10 protein-coding genes are annotated in these 19,652 nt (G+C 37.9%); 4 read left to right on the top strand and 6 right to left on the bottom strand.

What is annotated here, in order from left to right; all coding sequences use genetic code 11:
- Nucleotides 1–315 precede the first annotated feature (315 nt).
- Nucleotides 316–2,400 (bottom strand): polyphosphate kinase 1, encoded by a 2,085-nt coding sequence (gene ppk1, locus BM130_RS08655; RefSeq protein WP_010527421.1) that lies wholly within the window; start codon nucleotides 2,398–2,400, stop codon nucleotides 316–318.
- A 404-nt stretch (nucleotides 2,401–2,804) separates the two neighbouring features.
- Between ppk1 and BM130_RS08650 the strand changes: the two genes are divergently transcribed.
- Nucleotides 2,805–3,485 carry a ferredoxin--NADP reductase gene (locus BM130_RS08650; protein WP_010527422.1) on the top strand — a complete coding sequence of 227 codons (681 nt, stop codon included), beginning with the start codon at nucleotides 2,805–2,807 and terminating at the stop codon, nucleotides 3,483–3,485.
- Between the two features lie 57 nt (nucleotides 3,486–3,542).
- Here BM130_RS08650 and purL read toward each other — a convergent pair whose 3' ends face one another.
- The 5 genes from purL to pheT all read right to left on the bottom strand — a co-directional run bounded on the left by purL (nucleotide 3,543) and on the right by pheT (nucleotide 13,636).
- On the bottom strand, nucleotides 3,543–7,229 hold the full coding sequence (gene purL / locus BM130_RS08645) for a phosphoribosylformylglycinamidine synthase (protein ID WP_010527423.1): 3,687 nt from the start codon (nucleotides 7,227–7,229) through the stop codon (nucleotides 3,543–3,545).
- Nucleotides 7,230–7,531: 302 nt separating this feature from the next.
- Complete coding sequence (locus BM130_RS08640) at nucleotides 7,532–8,578, bottom strand: UDP-glucose--hexose-1-phosphate uridylyltransferase (protein ID WP_010527424.1); 1,047 nt, start codon at nucleotides 8,576–8,578, stop codon at nucleotides 7,532–7,534.
- A gap of 25 nt (nucleotides 8,579–8,603) precedes the next feature.
- Nucleotides 8,604–9,809 carry a galactokinase gene (locus tag BM130_RS08635; RefSeq protein ID WP_010527425.1) on the bottom strand — a complete coding sequence of 402 codons (1,206 nt, stop codon included), beginning with the start codon at nucleotides 9,807–9,809 and terminating at the stop codon, nucleotides 8,604–8,606.
- Nucleotides 9,810–9,917: 108 nt separating this feature from the next.
- Nucleotides 9,918–10,922 carry a GntR family transcriptional regulator gene (locus BM130_RS08630; RefSeq protein WP_010527426.1) on the bottom strand — a complete coding sequence of 335 codons (1,005 nt, stop codon included), beginning with the start codon at nucleotides 10,920–10,922 and terminating at the stop codon, nucleotides 9,918–9,920.
- A gap of 260 nt (nucleotides 10,923–11,182) precedes the next feature.
- Nucleotides 11,183–13,636 (bottom strand): phenylalanine--tRNA ligase subunit beta, encoded by a 2,454-nt coding sequence (pheT, locus tag BM130_RS08625; protein WP_010527427.1) that lies wholly within the window; start codon nucleotides 13,634–13,636, stop codon nucleotides 11,183–11,185.
- A gap of 252 nt (nucleotides 13,637–13,888) precedes the next feature.
- On the opposite strand from pheT, the gene surE reads away from it, so the two are divergent.
- From surE to gldG, 3 genes are all read left to right on the top strand, one after another.
- Nucleotides 13,889–14,701: a 5'/3'-nucleotidase SurE gene (gene surE / locus BM130_RS08620; protein ID WP_010527428.1), complete on the top strand. Its 813-nt coding sequence runs from the start codon at nucleotides 13,889–13,891 to the stop codon at nucleotides 14,699–14,701.
- A 1,074-nt stretch (nucleotides 14,702–15,775) separates the two neighbouring features.
- Nucleotides 15,776–16,909, top strand: a complete 1,134-nt coding sequence (gene lpxB / locus BM130_RS08610) for a lipid-A-disaccharide synthase (RefSeq protein WP_010527430.1) — start codon at nucleotides 15,776–15,778, stop codon at nucleotides 16,907–16,909.
- Nucleotides 16,910–17,154: 245 nt separating this feature from the next.
- Nucleotides 17,155–19,554: a gliding motility-associated ABC transporter substrate-binding protein GldG gene (gene gldG, locus BM130_RS08605; RefSeq protein WP_010527431.1), complete on the top strand. Its 2,400-nt coding sequence runs from the start codon at nucleotides 17,155–17,157 to the stop codon at nucleotides 19,552–19,554.
- Nucleotides 19,555–19,652: the final 98 nt, after the last annotated feature.

Raw genomic sequence — 19,652 nt, 5'->3', positions numbered from 1 at the left:
TTTTGTTTTATTTGATAACAAAATTATAACCAACTAAAAGATAAAAAAACAACATAAATCAGGTCTAATCCCTTTCCTTATTGGATTTTTATTTTACCAGTTCATAGACAATAAAGCAATTGTCTTCATTTTAATGGTTTGAAGTTTACTTAATCCAATTCATTACCCTAAAGGAATGGAAAAATAAATTCTTAAGTATCAAGCATTTCTTTATAATAACCCGACTCCTTTTTTATAAATTATCCAAATCGTCTAATGGTCTTAACGGCATAAGAGCTATAATTCAAATTTCTGTTTTCCCTTTTTTGACAGGCTTCACTGTCCAATATTCTTTTTTTCCATCAAAACAGATTGATTAATACATCCTAAATATTTATAGAATTCGATTTGTGAACGGAAAGGTGATTCGCCTTTATCGGGCTTTTTAATTTGATTATTCAGTTCATTATCCAGAATTCGAGCAGCACTGGTATCTTTCCATTGAATAAGAAACATATCAATAAGTTGCTTTTTCAAACCACCATCATATACAGGACAAGCCACTTCCACCCTTCTGTCTAGATTTCTGGTCATCAGGTCGGCTGAAGCGATATACACCTTTTCTCTATCACCGTAGCCAATAATAAAAAACCGGCTGTGTTCCAAAAATCTATCTATAAGTCCTATACACGGTATAGGTTCTACATTTTTATCAAATTGAGGTAGCATAGAAAACATTCCACGCACATTCAAACGAACGTCGACACCTGCCCGCTTTGCCTGATACAATTTCTGAATCATTCTGTAATCGGCCAGATTATTAAGTTTAAACCACAATCTTGCCTCTCCGCCTTCTTTAGCTACTTTAATTTCTTTATTTATCAATTCGGTCAGTTTTCTTCTAAAATAGAAAGGCGAAACCCATAAATGACTATATCTTGAAATTCGGTAATTTCGATCAAAAAAATCAAAAACGGCAGCTACTTCTTTGGCAATTCCTTCATGGGCGGTCATTAATAAGTGATCACTAAAAACCCTGGCGGTGTCTTCATTGAAATTGCCTGTTCCAATACAAGCATAATGTCGCAGCTTTCTATCTTCTTTTCTGGTAACCAAACAAAGTTTCGAATGAACCTTCAATCCTTTAACACCATAAATAACTTTAACACCTGCATTTTGTAGTTTATTGGCCCATTTAATATTGGGCAACTCATCGAACCGGGCTTGCAATTCCAATATGGCTGTAACCTTTTTCCCATTTCGGGCAGCATTAATAAGAGCATCCATAACATTTGAGTGTTTAGCTACCCGATAAATGGTAATTTTTAATTCCTTAACCAATGGATCAATGCTGGCTTCCCTCAAAAAATCAATAAAATGCAAAAATGAATGATAAGGAAAATGCAATAAAATATCTCTTTGTTGCAACACTGGAAAAACAGATTTTCCATTAGGATAATGTTCATGTCTGATAGGCGGCAAAGGCTCATACATCATACCAGGGCCACCAATTTTTGGAAAATCCATAAAATCCTTGAAGTTATGATACCTCCCTCCTTTAATAATTACATCATCCTTTGTAAAATGAAGTTTCCTGAGTAAAATTTCGAGCAAATCTTCAGGCATTTCCTTATCATATACAAATCTAACGGGAGGTGCATCTTTACGTTTTTCCAGGCTTTGAGAAACAGCACTTACATAACTTTCGGCAATATCATCATCAATATCCAATTCGGCATCACGGGTAAGCTTAAAGGTATAAGCGCCTATTTCATCGAAATCAAACATATAAAATATGTCCCCAAGTTCAAATCGAATTACGTCATCCAAAAGCATTATTGAGGTAGAATGTTCATTAGAGGGGACAATAAAAAAACGCCCTACCGCATCAACCGGCAATTCCAAAAGCGCATAAATTGATTTCCCGGAACGATAGTTTCGTAAAATAACCCCCAGGTAAATGGCATCATCTTTTAAATCGGGTAAATTCCGGCGTTTAGATATAATCACAGGCATCAGTTTGGGTCTGACTTTTTGCTCGAAAATTCGCCTCACATATGCACCTTGCTGTTCATTTAAGGAATTCTCGTCTAATACAAAAATATTATGTTCTTCCAGCTCTTTAATAATCCGTTCGTAAACACGGTTAAATTCAACGCCCTGTTCTTTAACAATCCTGTTAATTTCCAGCAAGGTACGTCTAGGCGATATGCCATCAATTTCAGTGTCTTTTCCCAGTTGCGAAAGTCGCTTTAATAAAGCTACCCTTACTCTAAAAAACTCATCCAAATTATTGGAATATATTCCCAAAAATTTAATTCGTTCGATTAATGGTACATCATTTTTAGCAGCCTCCTGTAAAACCCGTGCATTAAAATAAAGCCAGCTTAATTCTTTGGAACGGTAATTTTTATATAGCATAATTTTTTGACGTTATAAGTTTAGGCAAAGGAAAAACTAATATATATACAATTTGTTGATATTTTTTTCAAAAAGAATTATCCATACAAAATTTATTACCAATTAGTGAACATTTTGCCGTAACAGAAGTTTAGCTTCTGAACTTTTTTGAAGCCTCTGTTGGGAGATAAACTAAACAAGACAAATCAATATTTCCTTAATTAGTGATGTTTCAAAAAACTTTAATATTCATCATTATAAAATTTATTTAATTCATTGGTCTGAAGAAACTCGCATGACCGTAATTTTAAACATTATCTTCTTGAGACAACTTTTGTTGGTCATGCCCGATTTAATGACAACAGTTGCAAAAAAAGTATTTCATAAGAGTAATCATTTAATAACAATTAAACGACAAAAAAGCCATGAGCGAAGTTTCCCAAGCTAATAAAATTTCCACAAAACTCCATGAAATTCTGGAGGTAAAACACTTAACCGACTCAACTTTTATTATCCGAATGGAAAGAAATGATCTAAAATTTAAAGCAGGGCAACACATCAATGTAGGCCCTGCCAATAGCATCCATACCCGTGAATACTCTATTTATAGCGGGGAAAATGATGACTATCTGGAAATTTTGGTCAAGGAAGTGGCGGGTGGATTTATATCTCCTGTTTTAAAGCAACAAAAGCCCGGAAATATGCTGGTAGTAGAAGAACCGGTAGGCTATTTTTCCTTACCTGCACACATTGATCCGGAAGAAAAACTATTATTTATTGCCACCGGAACGGGAATATCACCGTATCATAGTTTTATAAAATCTTATCCGGGGCTTAATTATCAAATACTTCATGGTATTCGGTACAATTCTGATAAATATGAAGCCGACTTTTATGATTCTCAGCGATATATAGCCTGCATATCTCGACAAAAAACACCAAATGATTACTTTGGAAGAATTACCAATTACCTGGAAGAAAACCCGGTAAAGGGGAACACCCGGTGTTATCTGTGCGGAAACAGCAGTATGATCCATGATGTATATGACCTACTTGAAGCACAGGGTGTCTCCCCTGAAAAGATACACGCCGAAGTGTACTTTTAGTTTTTTCGGGGAAAATTATGCGAGATAACAACTATACTTATCTCGCATTGAAACGGTTTACCGGCGTTTGGTCTCTTCGATCCATTTACGGGCATTAACAAAGGCTTCCATCCACGGCGTTATTTCATCATTTTTTCGCTCTTGTGGATAATGACTCCACTGCCAGGGGAAAATGGATCTTTCCAAATGAGGCATCATGGCCAAATGCCGGCCATCTTTAGAACAAATAGCAGCAGCATTGTAATCACTTCCATTTGGATTGGCAGGATAGGCATCATAAACATATTTCCCCGGTATATGATAAGCACTCTCTTCCAAAGGCAATGAAAATTTTCCCTCACCATGAGCGATCCAAACACCAATCTTTGAACCGGTAAGCGATTTTAACATTACTGAATTGTTATCCTCAATTTTCATGGTGACAAAGGCCGATTCAAATTTATGAGAATCGTTATGAAGCATTCTGGCTTTCTGCTCATGCCCGGGATTCACCAAATCCAAATTTACCATTAACTGGCAACCGTTACAAATACCTAAACTCAAGGTATCGTTACGTGCATAAAATTTATCGAGGGCTTGTTTGGCTTTCGCATTATAAAGAAAAGCACCGGCCCATCCTTTAGCCGAACCTAACACATCCGAATTGGAAAAACCGCCTACAAATACAATAAAATCTATATCTTCAAGTGTCTCCCGACCGGTAATAAGATCGGTCATGTGGACATCCTTAACCGCAAATCCGGCTTTATAAAGCGAGTAGGCCATCTCACGGTCGCCATTAACACCTTTTTCCCGTATTATTGCAGCCCTGGCAATCCTAGCCGGATTATTCAACCCTAAAGATTCAAGAGTACCTTCGAAATGAGCAGGAAATTGAAATTCCAATGGCTGCGTTTTATAATTTTTAAAACGCTCTTCAGCTTTTATCTCCCCACTCTGGTTTCGATCCAGCAAATAAGAGGTTTTAAACCATAAATCCCTTAAATGATCAATATCAAAATCAAATTCTTTTTTTTCTGTTTTAACTTTTAACAATCGTTCTTTGACAGGACGACCAATGACATTGAAACGAACTCCTGCACTATCAAGCGCCTTTTTCACTCGGTCCAAATCTGCAATTTGAAGAACTAAGGCCGGATTTTCACTAAAAAGTATTTTTACCGGATCTTTCTCTTCAAAAACTGTAAGGTCACTTTCAATACCAAAATCTTTATTGGCAAAACACATTTCCAGTAAAGTGACAATTAATCCGCCGGCTGAAACATCATGACCGGCCAAAACCAATTCCTCACGTATCAGATTCTGAATGGCCTCAAAAGCCTTTTTAAAATAATTGGCATCCTTAACTGTTGGCACTTGATTCCCCAGCTTATTCAAAACCTGCGCAAAACTACTCCCACCCAAATTCAGGCTATCCGATGACAAATCAATATGAATAAGAGCAGTATTCTCATCTTTTACCAATAAAGGTTTTACAATTTTACGTACATTTTCTGTTTCGGCAACAGCACTTATTATTACGGTTCCCGGAGACATTACTTTTTCTCCATCGGGATATTTCTGTGTCATCGACAAAGAATCCTTCCCGGTAGGAATATTAATTCCCAACTCACAAACAAAGTTACTAACAGCTTCAACCGCTTCGTATAGCCGGGCATCTTCTCCTTTGTTACGACATGGCCACATCCAGTTGGCACTTAAACTTATACCTTTAAGACCGTGGGTTAATGGCGCCCAAACAATATTTGTCAATGCTTCGGCCACGGAAACAACAGAGCCTGCTTTGGCATCAATTAATCCAATTCCGGGGGCATGCCCAATAGACGTGGCAACACCTTTTGTTCCGGTATAATCAATAGTTGTAGCACCCAAATCATTTAAGGGAAGCTGTATTTCGCCGACACACTGTTGACAGGCCACCTTACCGGTAACAGAGCGATCAACCTTATTGGTTAGCCAGTCTTTACAGGCAACTGCCTCAAGTTGAAGCACCATTTCAAGATGCTTCTCAACATCATTAATATCGTATATTATCTCGTCAAATTTTCGCTTTACAACCGAATCTTTCATTACCATTTTGGGTGGATTACCAAACATGTCAGCCAATTGAAGGTTGATAGGCGCATTTCCTTTATCATCCACAAACTTAAACTGCATGTCACCGGTAACTTCTCCTACCACATATAACGGCGAACGCTCCCGATCGGCAACTTTCTTTAATGTTTCTACATCTTTTTGTTTTAGTACCAATCCCATGCGTTCCTGAGATTCATTACCTACAATTTCTTTGGCCGAAAGCGTTGGATCACCTACCGGTAATTTATCCAGATGAATAGTACCACCGGTTTCTTCTACCAACTCGGACAAGCAGTTCAGATGTCCCCCTGCACCATGATCGTGAATAGAAATAATAGGATTGTCATCACTCTCTGCCATGGCACGAATGGCGTTCATCACTCTCTTCTGCATTTCAGGATTTGAGCGCTGAACAGCATTTAACTCAATTGCGTTGTCATACTCACCGGTAGCTACTGATGAAACGGCACCCCCGCCCATTCCAATTCGATAGTTATCACCACCCAAAACAATAACCTGGTCGCCTTTTGAAGGTGTATCTTTTTTGCTATGTTCTGCTTTTGCAAAGCCGACACCTCCGGCCAACATTATCACTTTGTCAAAAGCAAACTTGTGGTACTCTTCAAAATGTTCAAAAGTGAGTACTGAACCACAAATAAGGGGTTGCCCAAATTTATTTCCGAAATCGCTGGCTCCATTAGAAGCTTTAATCAATATCTGTTCAGGGGTTTGATAAAGCCAGGGCCTGCATTGAAAGTTCTTCTCCCATTTTCTTCCTCCAGCCAGACGAGGATAACTGGTCATGTAAACGGCAGTACCTGCCAAAGGCAAACTTCCTTTACCTCCGCCCAGGCGGTCACGAATTTCCCCTCCCGATCCCGTTGCGGCACCATTAAAAGGCTCTACCGTTGTTGGAAAATTGTGGGTTTCAGCTTTTAATGATATGACTGTTTTAATATCTTTTTCATCAAAAAAATCGGCGGTATCTTGTCTTTTTGGCGCAAATTGTTTGGCCAAGGGGCCTTCAATAAAAGCTACATTATCTTTGTAGGCCGATACCAAATAATTGGGATTCTCTTCAGATGTTTTCTTTATTAATTTAAATAAAGAACTCTCTTTCTCTTCCCCGTCAATTATAAATGTTCCGTTAAATATTTTATGCCGACAATGTTCCGAATTAACCTGAGAGAATCCAAAAACCTCACTATCTGTAAGTTTTCGCCCCAACCGCTGACTTAAGCTCTTTAAATAATCAATTTCCTTATCGCTAAGCGCCAAACCCTCTTTTTCGTTGTACGCTTCTATATCATCTATATAAATAATAGGATCCGGTGTTTTGTCAATTCGAAATATATCTTGATTTAAGCCATTGTATAAGGCCTGTAACATGGGGTCATATTCCGGATTTTCGCTGTCAGTGCCAAAGAACTCTTCAATTCGCTCTATTCCTGAAATGCCCATATTCAGGGTAATCTCAACGGCATTTGTACTCCAGGGGGTAATCATCTCCTGACGTGGTCCTACAAAAAATCCTTCAAGACTCTGTTTTTCCAGAAACTGAGCACCCTCAAAGAGCCAGGATAATTTTTGCAAATCGGTTTGTGAAAGAGGTTTGTTACAACCAACAGCCAGAACACGACGATTATCGCCCTGAAAGAAATGTACCATTTGATCTTCAGTTTTATACGTTTAATTTTATATGTGCTGCAAAATTAATACAATTCATGAATTATCGACACTAATACGAACTGTCGCGACTAAAAACCTTTACAAATAATTTCATAAAGTAGTTTTTTTCAACCATCCAAAGTACATGAACTAACAATTTGCTCATCTGATCGCACCAAATCAGATAATCATACTTTTAATCCAACAATATTATCAAAAGGCCAAATTGCATAAAAAAACGGGAAGAAAAGCCAAAGTGTTGCCAATCTCCCCGAATTCCTTTTAATAATAAAAAAAGATATCTATCTGAATTTATAATGTACTGACGGCAATTCTTTCAATCGGCGCGTACTTGTTTCTGGCGTAATATCTCTTTGCGGATTTGCCAACATTTCATATCCAACCATAAATTTCTTGACAGTGGCTGAACGCAATAAAGGAGGATAAAAATGCATATGAAGATGCCATTCTGGATGTTCCCGTCCATCGGTAGGTGCCTGATGCAGCCCTGCCGAATAAGGAAAAGATGTCTCAAATAAGTTATCGTATAAGATGGTCAAATGGCGATAAGCATCTGCCAATCCCGATTTTTCATACTCTGAAAGATGGTCAAGACTTGGAACCGGACGTCTGCTAACAATCATAGCCTCAAATGGCCATACCGCCCAGTAGGGAGCCAAAACTACAAAATGATCATTTTTATAAATAATTCTTTGGTCTTTCTCCAATTCTTGTGTTAAATAATCGCTTAAAAGTGTTCGTCCATGTTTTTTGAAATAAGCCATTTGCTGTAATTGCTCTTTCATAGGTTCAACGGGAATGGAACGGCTTGACCAGATTTGTCCATGTGGATGAGGATTGCTACATCCCATAACAGCACCTTTATTTTCAAAGATCTGAACATAATTGATAAACTTCTTCTGTCCCAATTCCCTGTATTCCTTTTGCCACACATCGACAACCCCGCAAACCGCTTCGTGCGACATTTCAGGAATAGTTAAATCGTGCCGGGGCGAAAAACAGATCACTTTGCAGATTCCCTGTTCACTCTCTGCTCTGAACAATTCGCCTTCAATTTCCTCGCCTTGAGGGGTATCAGGCAACAAGGCAGAAAAATCATTAACAAAAGTATAAGTCGATTTATAATCCGGATTTTTTTCACCTCCGGCCCTTTCATTGCCCGGGCATAAATAACATTGGGCATCATATTCGGGCCGTTTTTCTACCTGTCCTTTTTCCACCTGTCCTTGCCAAGGACGTTTAGCTCTATGTGGCGATACCAACACCCATTCACCGGTAAGGGCATTATATCTGCGGTGAGGATGTTCTTCCATATTAAAATCTTGCATAAAATAGTTTATTTACTATTACACATTACATTAAACGACGGGCTCCATCGCCTACATCGGCAATATAGAATAAAGGTTTTAAGCCGGTTCTTTTTTCATAACCCTGGCCTACCTGCTTAATGAAATCGTCAGTTTTATTTTCTTTTACGATAGATACTGTACAACCTCCAAAGCCAGCTCCTGTCATCCTGGATCCAATAACACCATCGGCCTTCCACGCTTCTTCAGCCAAAGCATCCAACTCTGGGCCCGTTACTTCGTAATCGTCACGTAAAGAAACATGAGAGGCATTCATCAATTGTCCAAATTCCCTTATATTGTCATTTTTCAGAGCTTTCATAGCATCCAGTACTCTCTGATTTTCAGTAATCACATGGCGCACCCGACGCAGTAAAACCTCCGATGAGAGCCGCTCAAAGATTTGATTAAAGGTATCAAAATCGATATCACTTAATGTTTTGAACTTACCTTCTTTGTTCAACTCCTTTAAGGCTTGCTCACATTCAGCTCGTCGTTCGTTGTATTTTGAATCGGCTAAGCCCCTACGTTTATTGGTATTGCTAATAACAATTTTATATCCATCCAGTTTGAGTGGTACCGCATTCCATTCCAATGTATCACATTTAAGAGCCAAAGCATGATCCTTTTTACCCATGCCCACAGCAAACTGGTCCATAATTCCACAGTTCACCCCAACAAATTGGTTTTCGGCGTTTTGGGAAAGCTTTACCATCTCCATCATTGGCAAATTACCTCCAAAGAGATCATTTAACATTACTGCCGTAACAAGTTCAATAGATGCAGAAGAAGAAAGTCCAGCACCGTTAGGAATGTTTCCACTATAAAAAAGATCCAGCCCTTCTTTCACAGCAATTCCCTTCTTTGAAAACTGGTCCATTACCCCTAAAGGATAATTCATCCAGGCATCGCCGGACAAGGGTTGAGAGATATTATCCAAAGCTACCGTTTCTTTACGCTCCATGTTTTCGGAGGCAAACCTTATTACATTCTCTGTATTTTTCCGGACCAACAAATAGGTACCATAACTCAAGGCACAAGGGAAAACATATCCCCCATTATAATCGGTATGTTCACCTATTAAATTGACACGGCCGGGAGAAAAAAAAATTGCTTCCGCTGGCTTTTGATAAAGCTTTTCAAACGTTGATTTTAAAGCATTTAAATCCATATTAATAATTTTAATATCCAACTGGTAGGTACTGGTAGGCAAATATAGATATTTTATTACTAAAACAGAATAATTTATCTTGTAAAATGAATTTATCAGAAAGGTTTTAAAACATGCATTACAGACCAAATACCACTAAATCAATAAATTCTACAACGAATTGCGAATATTTAATCTTGAAGGATTTTTTAAACATATTTTTTTATTAGAAAGCACTAATTGGGCCAAGTTTTTTCCCATTTCAACAAAATCGGTAGACAGAGTGGTAATGCCACCGGCAACAATTTCCTTTAACCCGGTGTCGTTGAGAGAAATAATTCCCACATCTCGACCAGCAACCAATTTTTTATGTCCCATATCCTTAACCAGATGAACCAAATCTCTATCATTTGGAAGAATATATACATGCCCCTTAAGTACCGGTGGCTGAAAAGATGGAATTATTTGATATGGAAAACGATGGCGTTCGCAAAACAATTTAAACCCGGTTAAAAAACCCTCAGGCTCTTTCCCGCCTGGGTAAACCAACACCAACTTCTTATATTTCATTAATAATCCTAATCCTTCACATAAACCATTATACATATCCCAATGAAAATCCTGATAAACGCAAGGATAGCGATCATTAATATATTCGGGATTTCTATCCAATAAATACACCCTTTTCTGAGATAACTGATTTAATATCTCAAGAACATTGGGCAAGTTCGCAGGCATTATCACATAAGAAGTATAACGTTCTTTACGGTCCAAAACCAATGAAGCAAAAACCTCGGGATTAAAATGATGAAAAAAAATATCAACCATCGCTCGCCCCTCTAAATGTTGAATAAAAGAATTGTATAAATCTTCCTTAAAAGCATTGAACTCATCAAACAAAAGGAAAATCCTTTCTCTCTCTTCAACATCTACCGAATCGATATAATATCCTTTACCCGGAACACTTCTAACTATACCCCTAGCCTTTAACTCGTTATAGGCAAGCATCACTGTATCTCGGGAAATATTAAAAGCCCCTGCTATATCATTAACCGATGGCAATTTCTCATTATTTTTCAGCTTTCCCATCCGAATTGACTGAAGCACTGAATTGATTATTTGACGATAACGGGGTTCACCTTTATTCTTGTCTATATTGATTATCTTCCGGTACATTTATAAAAAATTATTAACCGCTCTAATTAATGACCCAATAAAAGAATTTTAATATAGAATTCGAAAAGCCCAGGTAACTATTTTTCGAGGCATTTATGGATAAACTTTTATAGACTTCTCTTTTCCATTATAGACATGACCTAAATGTATAAAAAAACCATGCTTACTACAAACTCGATTATAAAAACAAGAATGCAATAAGCATGGCACTATAAAGTATATCTAATAATTACTAAAAATAAAATCGGGTATCGGTATTATTATCTCAATTTCGCCCCTAATTCTTTTTCAAATACCCGGGTAAGCTTAGCCATGGTTTTATCTATTTGCTTATCCTTAAGTGTTTTTTCGGTGTCTTGTAAAATAAAAGATATGGCATAGGATTTCTTCCCTGCCTCTATTTTATTCCCCTGATATACATCGAACAAAGACACCCTTTTTAGCAGTTTCTTTTCAGTTTTCAATGCCAATTTATGGATATCTCTAAACATAACCTTGTTATCAACCAACAACGCCAAATCTCGCCTAACCTCAGGGAATTTGGACAACTCCGTAAATGTAGTTTTCTTCCGCCCGGTCAATTTAACCAAAGTAGGCCAGTTCATTTCAGAAAAATAAACAGGCTCATCAATGTCAAACCATTTAAGCAATTTGGGTGATACCATACCCATGGTAAATATTTCCTGACCATCAACAGTGACAATTTTCAAAGCTTCTGCAAATAAATCATTTTCGGTCACCTGCTCATCACATTGAGCCACTTCAATTCCCAACCTTTCCAAAATATTTAATGTCCAAGTTTTGAGATCGAAAAACGATACTTTTCTTTCCGCTGCATTCCAATCCCCTTCAGTATACTTACCGGTAATAAACAATGCCAATTTTTCCGTTTCCTGGTAATTATCTACAGAAGCTTCATTCCCTCCTTTCAGATAGTAGCAGTTACCAAATTCAAATAACCTTAAATTGGGATTTTGTCGGTTGCGGTTATGCTTAATAGTTTCAAGTCCTCCAAAAAGCAAGGTTTGCCGTAAACCATTTAAGTCAGAACTCAAGGGATTGGTTAATTTTACAACCTGATTTTCAGGAAATGATTTCAATGATTCATAATAGGCTGCTTTTGTTAGAGAATTGTTGATAATTTCCATAAATCCCTGACCAACCAACAGTGATGAAACGATATTTCTCAATTCTCCAACATCTGGTTTATCACCATAAACTATAGGTGTATTAACCTTGTGAGGTTCTTCAACATTATTATAACCATAAATGCGAAGTATTTCCTCAATAACATCGGCCTCACGGGTTACATCTACCCGATATGGGGGTACCTCCAAACTCCAAATTCCATTATTCTCAGCTTTAATATCAATTTCCAATGCCTGGAGAATATTCCTAATCAAATTGGGGTCAATGCTTTTCCCGATCAACCTTTCTACATGTTTCAACGACAATTCCACACTATGTGGGTGAATCGGCCGGGGATAGATATCGATAATATCAGAAGCGATAGTACCACCAGCTACTTCTTTTATAAGCAAAGCAGCCCTTTTTAACGCATAAACAGTCAGATTAGGATCGGTACCCCTTTCAAACCGGAACGATGCTTCAGTATTGAGCGCATGCCGCCGAGCTGTTTTTCTTATAAATACAGGATTAAAACAGGCACTCTCCAAAAATATTTTGTTAGTATTGAAAGTAACCCCACTTTCTAACCCACCAAAAACTCCGGCAATACACATCCCCTCATCAGCATTACATATCATCAAATCCTGTTCATGAAGTTCCCGTTCTTCTTCATCTAAAGTAACAAACCTGGTCCCCCTTGACAAGGTTTTAACAATCACCTTGTCTCCTTTGATTTTATCCCCATCGAAAGCATGCAGCGGTTGTCCTAATTCATGCAAAATATAATTGGTTACATCCACCACATTATTTATGGGCGTTTGTCCGATGGCAAGCAATTTGTTTTTAAGCCAGTCTGGCGATTCCTTAACCGCAAGATTTGTAATGGTAAGACCGCTATAACGTACGCATGCGTCAGGGTTCTCAACCTTAACGGAAACAGACCAATCATGATTATCCGTTTTAAAATTATCTACCGAAGGCCATTTAACTGCCACCGATGGGTCGCGTTGCTTCAACCTGGCAGCCAAATCTCTCGCTACCCCAATATGGGATGCTCCGTCAATTCTATTGGGAGTTAAATCTACCTCAAAAATGATGTCAGATTCAATATTGAAATATTCAGAAGCAGGGGTACCGACTTCCACTTCTGGATGGAGAACCATAATCCCATCATGATTTTGTCCCAGTCCAATTTCATCTTCCGCACAAATCATACCCATAGAAACCTCACCACGAATTTTTGCTTTTTTTATTTCAAAGGTCTCACCATTGACATGATATAGGGTAGTGCCCACTTTTGCTACCACCACTTTTTGCCCTGCTGCCACATTCGGTGCACCACAAACAATAGGCAGAGGTTCTCCCTCACCAACATCTACCGTAGTTATGCTAAGGTTATCGGCATTGGGATGTTTTTCGCAAGTTAAAACTTCACCAACAACCAAGCCTCTCAACCCACCTTTTACGGAATCAACTTTCTCTATCGACCCAACTTCTAAACCAAGGTCGGTAAGAATTTCAGCTATCTCGGTAGCAGATAATTCAGTTGAAATATAATTTTTCAACCAGTTGTATGAAATATTCATGAATTAGAAGAATTTTATTTGGGACTAACAAAAAACTGTAAGTATAAGCTAACGACCAGCAAAAATAATTAAATATGCTTCAAACAACGAATAATTTGTCAGTAAGATTTTGATAGAATAAAAAACAACCATTTTTTTTATGGATTAAAATTAAATGGAAGAGGAATCAGATTCACTTTTCAACATTGTTGTTTCACCATATTTCAATATCTTTGACAGAGAAAAAAGTTAGGTTAAAACAGAAAAAACAATATGGTAGAATTTGAAGAAAACCATCGTCCTTTGATTTTAGTAACCAACGATGATGGTTTTGATGCAAAAGGTTTAGATGTTTTGGGCCAAATAGCCGGAGAATATGGGAATGTAGTAGTTGTAGCTCCTGATGAAGCACGTTCAGGAATGTCAAATGCCATAACTGTAAAACACCCACTATTTATAAAAAAGATAAGTCAACAAAAAAATAAGATTATTTTCAAGACCAACGGGACGCCTGTAGATTGTGTAAAATTGGCTTTAAACGTACTTTTACCCCGAAAACCCGATTTAATATTATCCGGGATAAATCATGGCAGCAACAGTTCATCTAGTGTACATTACAGTGGAACTCTTGGTGGAGCACGGGAAGGAGTCTTAAATAAGATTGCTTCGGTTGGTTTTTCTTTGCTTGATTATTCACCTGAAGCCGATTTTTCAGCTGCTCAACAATTTGTCCGACAAATCATTGACAAGGTATTACAATTTGGGCTTCCAGAAGAAACTTTTCTTAATGTGAACATCCCCAAAGGAAATCAATTAAAAGGTGTTAAGGTTTGTCGACAGGCTAAAGGAAAATGGGGTGAAGAATTTGTTGAAAGAGAAGACCCCAGAAAACAAAAATATTATTGGCTTACAGGGACCTTCCAAAATCTGGAACCCAACGCTACTGACACTGATGAATATGCGCTGGCCAACGGCTTTGTCTCGGTAGTACCCTGCCGCCTCGACATTACTGACCATTCGGCAGTGGATATTTTAAAACAGCAATATTCCACTAATTCCTATATAAAATCTAAATCCAAATCCTAAGTTTCATTCACCCAAATTATTAAAAATGTGTCGGTGTAATAAACAAATATTGGGTCTTATAGTAGGACTTACACTTCCCGTTTTGTTTAGTTTTTTTCTTTTTGAAGGCAGATATGAAGGAAATCTTGGCTTTGGTGATTTTTTAAAAAGTTTGTTCCAGCTACATAGTCTTGGAAAACTTATTAGTATAAGTGTACTTCCAAATTTACTTGTATTTTTAATTGCCATACGTACCGAACGGCTTTTAGCTGCACGTGGAATTGTATTAGCCACTGTAATTTGGGCAATTATAACTATGATTGTCAGAATCTTAATGTAAAACTGGCATTTCCGTTAAAAATTTTTCCCAAAATAATTACATTCGTACTTAAAATCCCCTAAACCTATCACGTAAGCAGACTTAAAAGATAGTTTCAATGAATAGGAGTAATAGTGCAATTTAAAATTTGGCACGAAAATTAAATAAACATTATTCTAATGAAACAAGTATGACCAAGAAGATTTGTCACAATAAGAACATGTATAAAAACTAAGGCAGAAGTGCACAGGCAGAAGACAGAAGAAGTCAATAGTCATTTGTCAACAGTCATTAGTGTTAATGGACCAGTGACTAACGACTAACCACCAATGACTACTTTTAAGAACCAATATATCAATGAAATAAGTAAATTTTATACGGATAAAACGAGCATGGCGGCTTTCGCCACAAAAGAACATGTATAAAAACTAAGGCAGAAGTGCACAGGCAGAAGACAGAAGAAGTCAATAGTCATTTGTCAACAGTCATTAGTGTTAATGGACCAGTGACTAACGACTAACCACCAATGACTACTTTTAAGAACCAATATATCAATGAAATAAGTAAATTTTATACGGATAAAACGAGCATGGCGATTATTGTCACAAAAGAACATGTATAAAAACTTAGGCAGAAGTGCACAGGCAGAAAGGAGAAGAAGTGATTAGTCATTAGTCAACAAGTGGGTAGTGTTAAATAACTAGTGACTAACGACTAACCACTAATGACTACTTTTAAGAACCAATATATCAATGAAGTAAGTAAATTTTATACGGATGAAATATTACATTATAGCCGGTGAAGCTTCAGGCGATCTGCATGCCTCCAATTTAATGAAAGAGTTAAAAAAGCTAGATCAGGAAGCTGATTTCAGATATTGGGGCGGAGATTTAATGGCGTCGCAAGGTGGAACACTAGTACGACATTATCGTGATACGGCGTACATGGGGGTATGGGAAGTCCTAATCAATCTTAAATCCATCTTCCGAAATTTAAATGATTGTAGGGAAGATATTTTACGATACAGGCCTGATGTAGTAATTTTAGTAGACTATCCGGGTTTTAACCTGCGCATTGCCAAATTTGCCCATCACCACGGCTTTCGGGTTTTTTACTATATATCGCCCAAAATATGGGCATGGAACACCCGACGCGTTAAACGGATAAAAAAATGGGTCGACAAGATGTTTACCATACTTCCGTTCGAGACTGACTTTTTTGCCAAACACAATGTTCCGGTAGTTTATTCGGGCAACCCTATACTCGATGCAATTCATGACAGAGCCAACAAAAACGAAACCCGGGAAGAATTCTTAAATAGGCATCAACTGCCCGAACAACCAATTATTGCCCTACTCCCCGGCAGTCGAAAACAAGAAATCGAACGATTACTGCCGGATATGCTAGCCATAAAAAATTATTTCCCTGAACATCAATTTATTATTGCAGGCGCACCCGCTTTCCAACTCGATTACTATAAACAATTTTTTTCGTCCGGAGAAGTTAAAGTTTTATTTAATGAGACCTACTCATTACTGGAGCATTCGGCCGCAGCATTGGTAACATCGGGCACCGCTACTCTCGAAGCTGCTTTACTAAATTGCCCTCAAGTGGTTTGTTATAAAATGTGGGGTGGAGCCATCACAAATTTTATTGCTAAAAAAATTATTATTAAAGTCCCATATATTTCTTTAGTTAATTTAATCGCCGGAAAACAAGTGGTAACCGAGCTGTTTCAAATTGACATGACGCGCGAAGCATTAAAAAATGAGTTGGAAAAAATTATTTATGACACTTCATATCGGCAAAAAATGCTTGCCGAATATGACCGATTACGACAAATTATGGGAGAACCGGGTTGTAGTCATAAAACCGCCACACTAATGTGGGAAAGTATTGTATCGGAATAAATTTAATCACGTATTTGGGGTTAAAAAATATAGAAAATTGCATGTTTGCTTTTAGAAGATTAAGTATTTTCTGTTCCAACAGATAGCACATAAGGCTATTGGGTAAGGGCTATATTAGGTTTGTAATACTACACTCTGTATACTAAATACCATGAACTTTGAACTAAACACTAATATACTAGTCCCATTCAACCAATAAATAAGATTAAACTTAAATGTAAAAACCTTCAAATTGGTAAAATTTTATGATAGCATTGTGGAAAAAAGAGTTGATAGCCTTTTTTAGTTCACTGACCGGAGCATTAGTAATGGCCGTGTTCCTGATTTTATCAGGACTGTTTTTATGGGTTATTCCGGGAAATTTCAATATACTTTTTGGAGGATATGCCAGTTTGGACGGGTTGTTTTATATGGCACCGTGGCTTTACTTATTTCTTGTTCCGGCCATCACAATGCGTTTATTTGCTGATGAAAAGAAGTCAGGCACGCTGGAATTATTGTTAACTCGACCGGTATCAACCTGGGTTATCATTATTGCTAAATTTTTAGCAGGATTCACCCTCGTTATTCTCAGCTTGATACCTACTTTAATTTATTTTTACTCTGTATACCAACTTGCCCAACCGGTTGGCAACGTTGATAGTGGAGCCATTTGGGGCAGTTATCTGGGACTTTTATTTTTAGCCGGAGCTTATGTGGCCATAGGCGTTTTCACATCCTCACTTACCGATAATCAAATAGTAGCCTTTGTCTTATCAGCTTTGGTATCGTTTCTTTTTTATAGTGGCTTTGATGCATTAGCCTCAATCCCTGGTCTTGAACCTTTAGAAACGTTTTTAATCAATTTGGGAATTGATGCTCATTATCAATCCATAAGCAGAGGAGTCGTTGACCTGCGAGATATAATTTTCTTTTTAAGCATAATAGCGGTTTTCCTGGGCATGACACGCCTCAACTTCCCCAATGGGAAAATACACTTTTTCATCATCCTCTTAGTATCCTTAACCATCAACTTGTTTATATCCAATATCATTTTCAGATGGGACCTTACCCAGGAAAAACGATATACTTTAGCCGACATAACTAAAAAATTCCTGGCAGAACAAGAAGAACCAATATTTGCCAATGTTTTCCTTGAAGGAGATTTAAATCCCGGCTTTGAACGATTATCACGAGCAGTTAAAGAAAAACTGGATGAATTTAGAGTTTATTCCAGGAAAAATATCGATTACCAATTCATTAATCCTGACAAAAAAAGCAAGGAAGCACAAAAAGCAAAAGAACAACTTAACAATCATAATCTAAGTCCGGTTCCGGTTTACGAAGCCAAAGAAGATGGAACCCGAAAACGAACCTTGGTTTATCCCTATCTGATTTTTCAGAGAGATAGTTTGGAAATTGCAGTTAACCTACTGGAAAACATTCCCGGCTTTTCCGGAGCCGAAAACCTGAACGCATCGGCAGAAGCCTTGGAATATAAACTTACGGATGCGATGCGCCGACTGACCATGAAGGAAAAACGAAAAATTGCCTTTTTAGAAGGTCATGGCGAGTTAGATGAGCTTGATGTTATCGACATTACTGATGAGCTATCAAAATATTATCAGGTAGATAGAGGTAATCCCGGCGGAAACCCGGAAATGCTCGAACCATACGAAGCCCTAATAATCGCACGCCCGACACAAAGATTTACTGAAACGGAAAAATTTGCCATCGACCAATATATTATGCATGGAGGTCGAGTATTGTGGCTTATTGATGCCATCAATGCAAACTTGGACAGCTTGCGCCGTACCTCTCAAACAGTAGGCCTTCCTTTTGACCTTAACCTGGCTGACCAATTATTCCGATATGGTTTCCGTATTAATGCCAATCTTATTCAAGATGTACAATCCAGCTTAATTCCTGTCAATGTTTCTCCGCCAGGACAACCCTCACAATTTGTCCCAATGCCCTGGATATTCAATCCATTGCTTAACACCAACAATCAACATCCCGTTACACGGAATGTAGCTCCAATTAAAACCGAATTTGTAAGCAGCATCGACACCGTTGGAGAAGACTTACAAACCAATGTAACCTTACTTTTGCGTACCAGCAGATACTCTAGAACAATGTCTAGCCCGGTATACATATCACTGGCCCATGTTCAGGAAGAGCCGAGGAAAGAAAGTTTTCCTCAATCTTTTATCCCTGTCGCTTATGCTGCCGAAGGCCGATTCCCATCGGTCTTTATGCATCGCACAGCACCGCCCGGCACAAATTTCCCGGCAAATAAACGTCGCAACCTTAGCGAACCTACCAAAATGGTTGTAATTGCTGACGGAGATATAATTAAAAATGAAGTGAGGAGACGGGAATCTCAAAATCCGCGCATTATTCCATTAGGTTACGACGAAGCTACCAACCAAACTTTTGGAAACAAACAACTTATCCTCAATGCAATCAATTTTTTAACCGACGACGAGGGATGGATGACCCTCAGAACCCGAAATTATCAGCTTAGATTGTTGAACCGCGAAAAAGTGGCTAATGAATCTATGTTTTGGAAGTGGCTTAATTTAGGCATTCCACTCCTATGGGTATTTTTAGCAGGAATTGTTGTCCCGATAACCCGAAAGTGGCTTTTCGGAAAAAAATTGTGAACCATTGACCAGATTGTAATTTTTCTGCAAACAGGCATTTTTAATGGTCTCATTTTTTTGTATATTCGGCTTTTATTTCGACTTATTTTTTTGATTAA

The organism is Thermophagus xiamenensis (genome assembly GCF_900112795.1).
Taxonomy (GTDB): domain Bacteria; phylum Bacteroidota; class Bacteroidia; order Bacteroidales; family Marinilabiliaceae; genus Thermophagus; species Thermophagus xiamenensis.
Note: the sequence above shows the minus strand (reverse complement) of the source record. Positions and strands in the feature narration are given on the sequence as shown.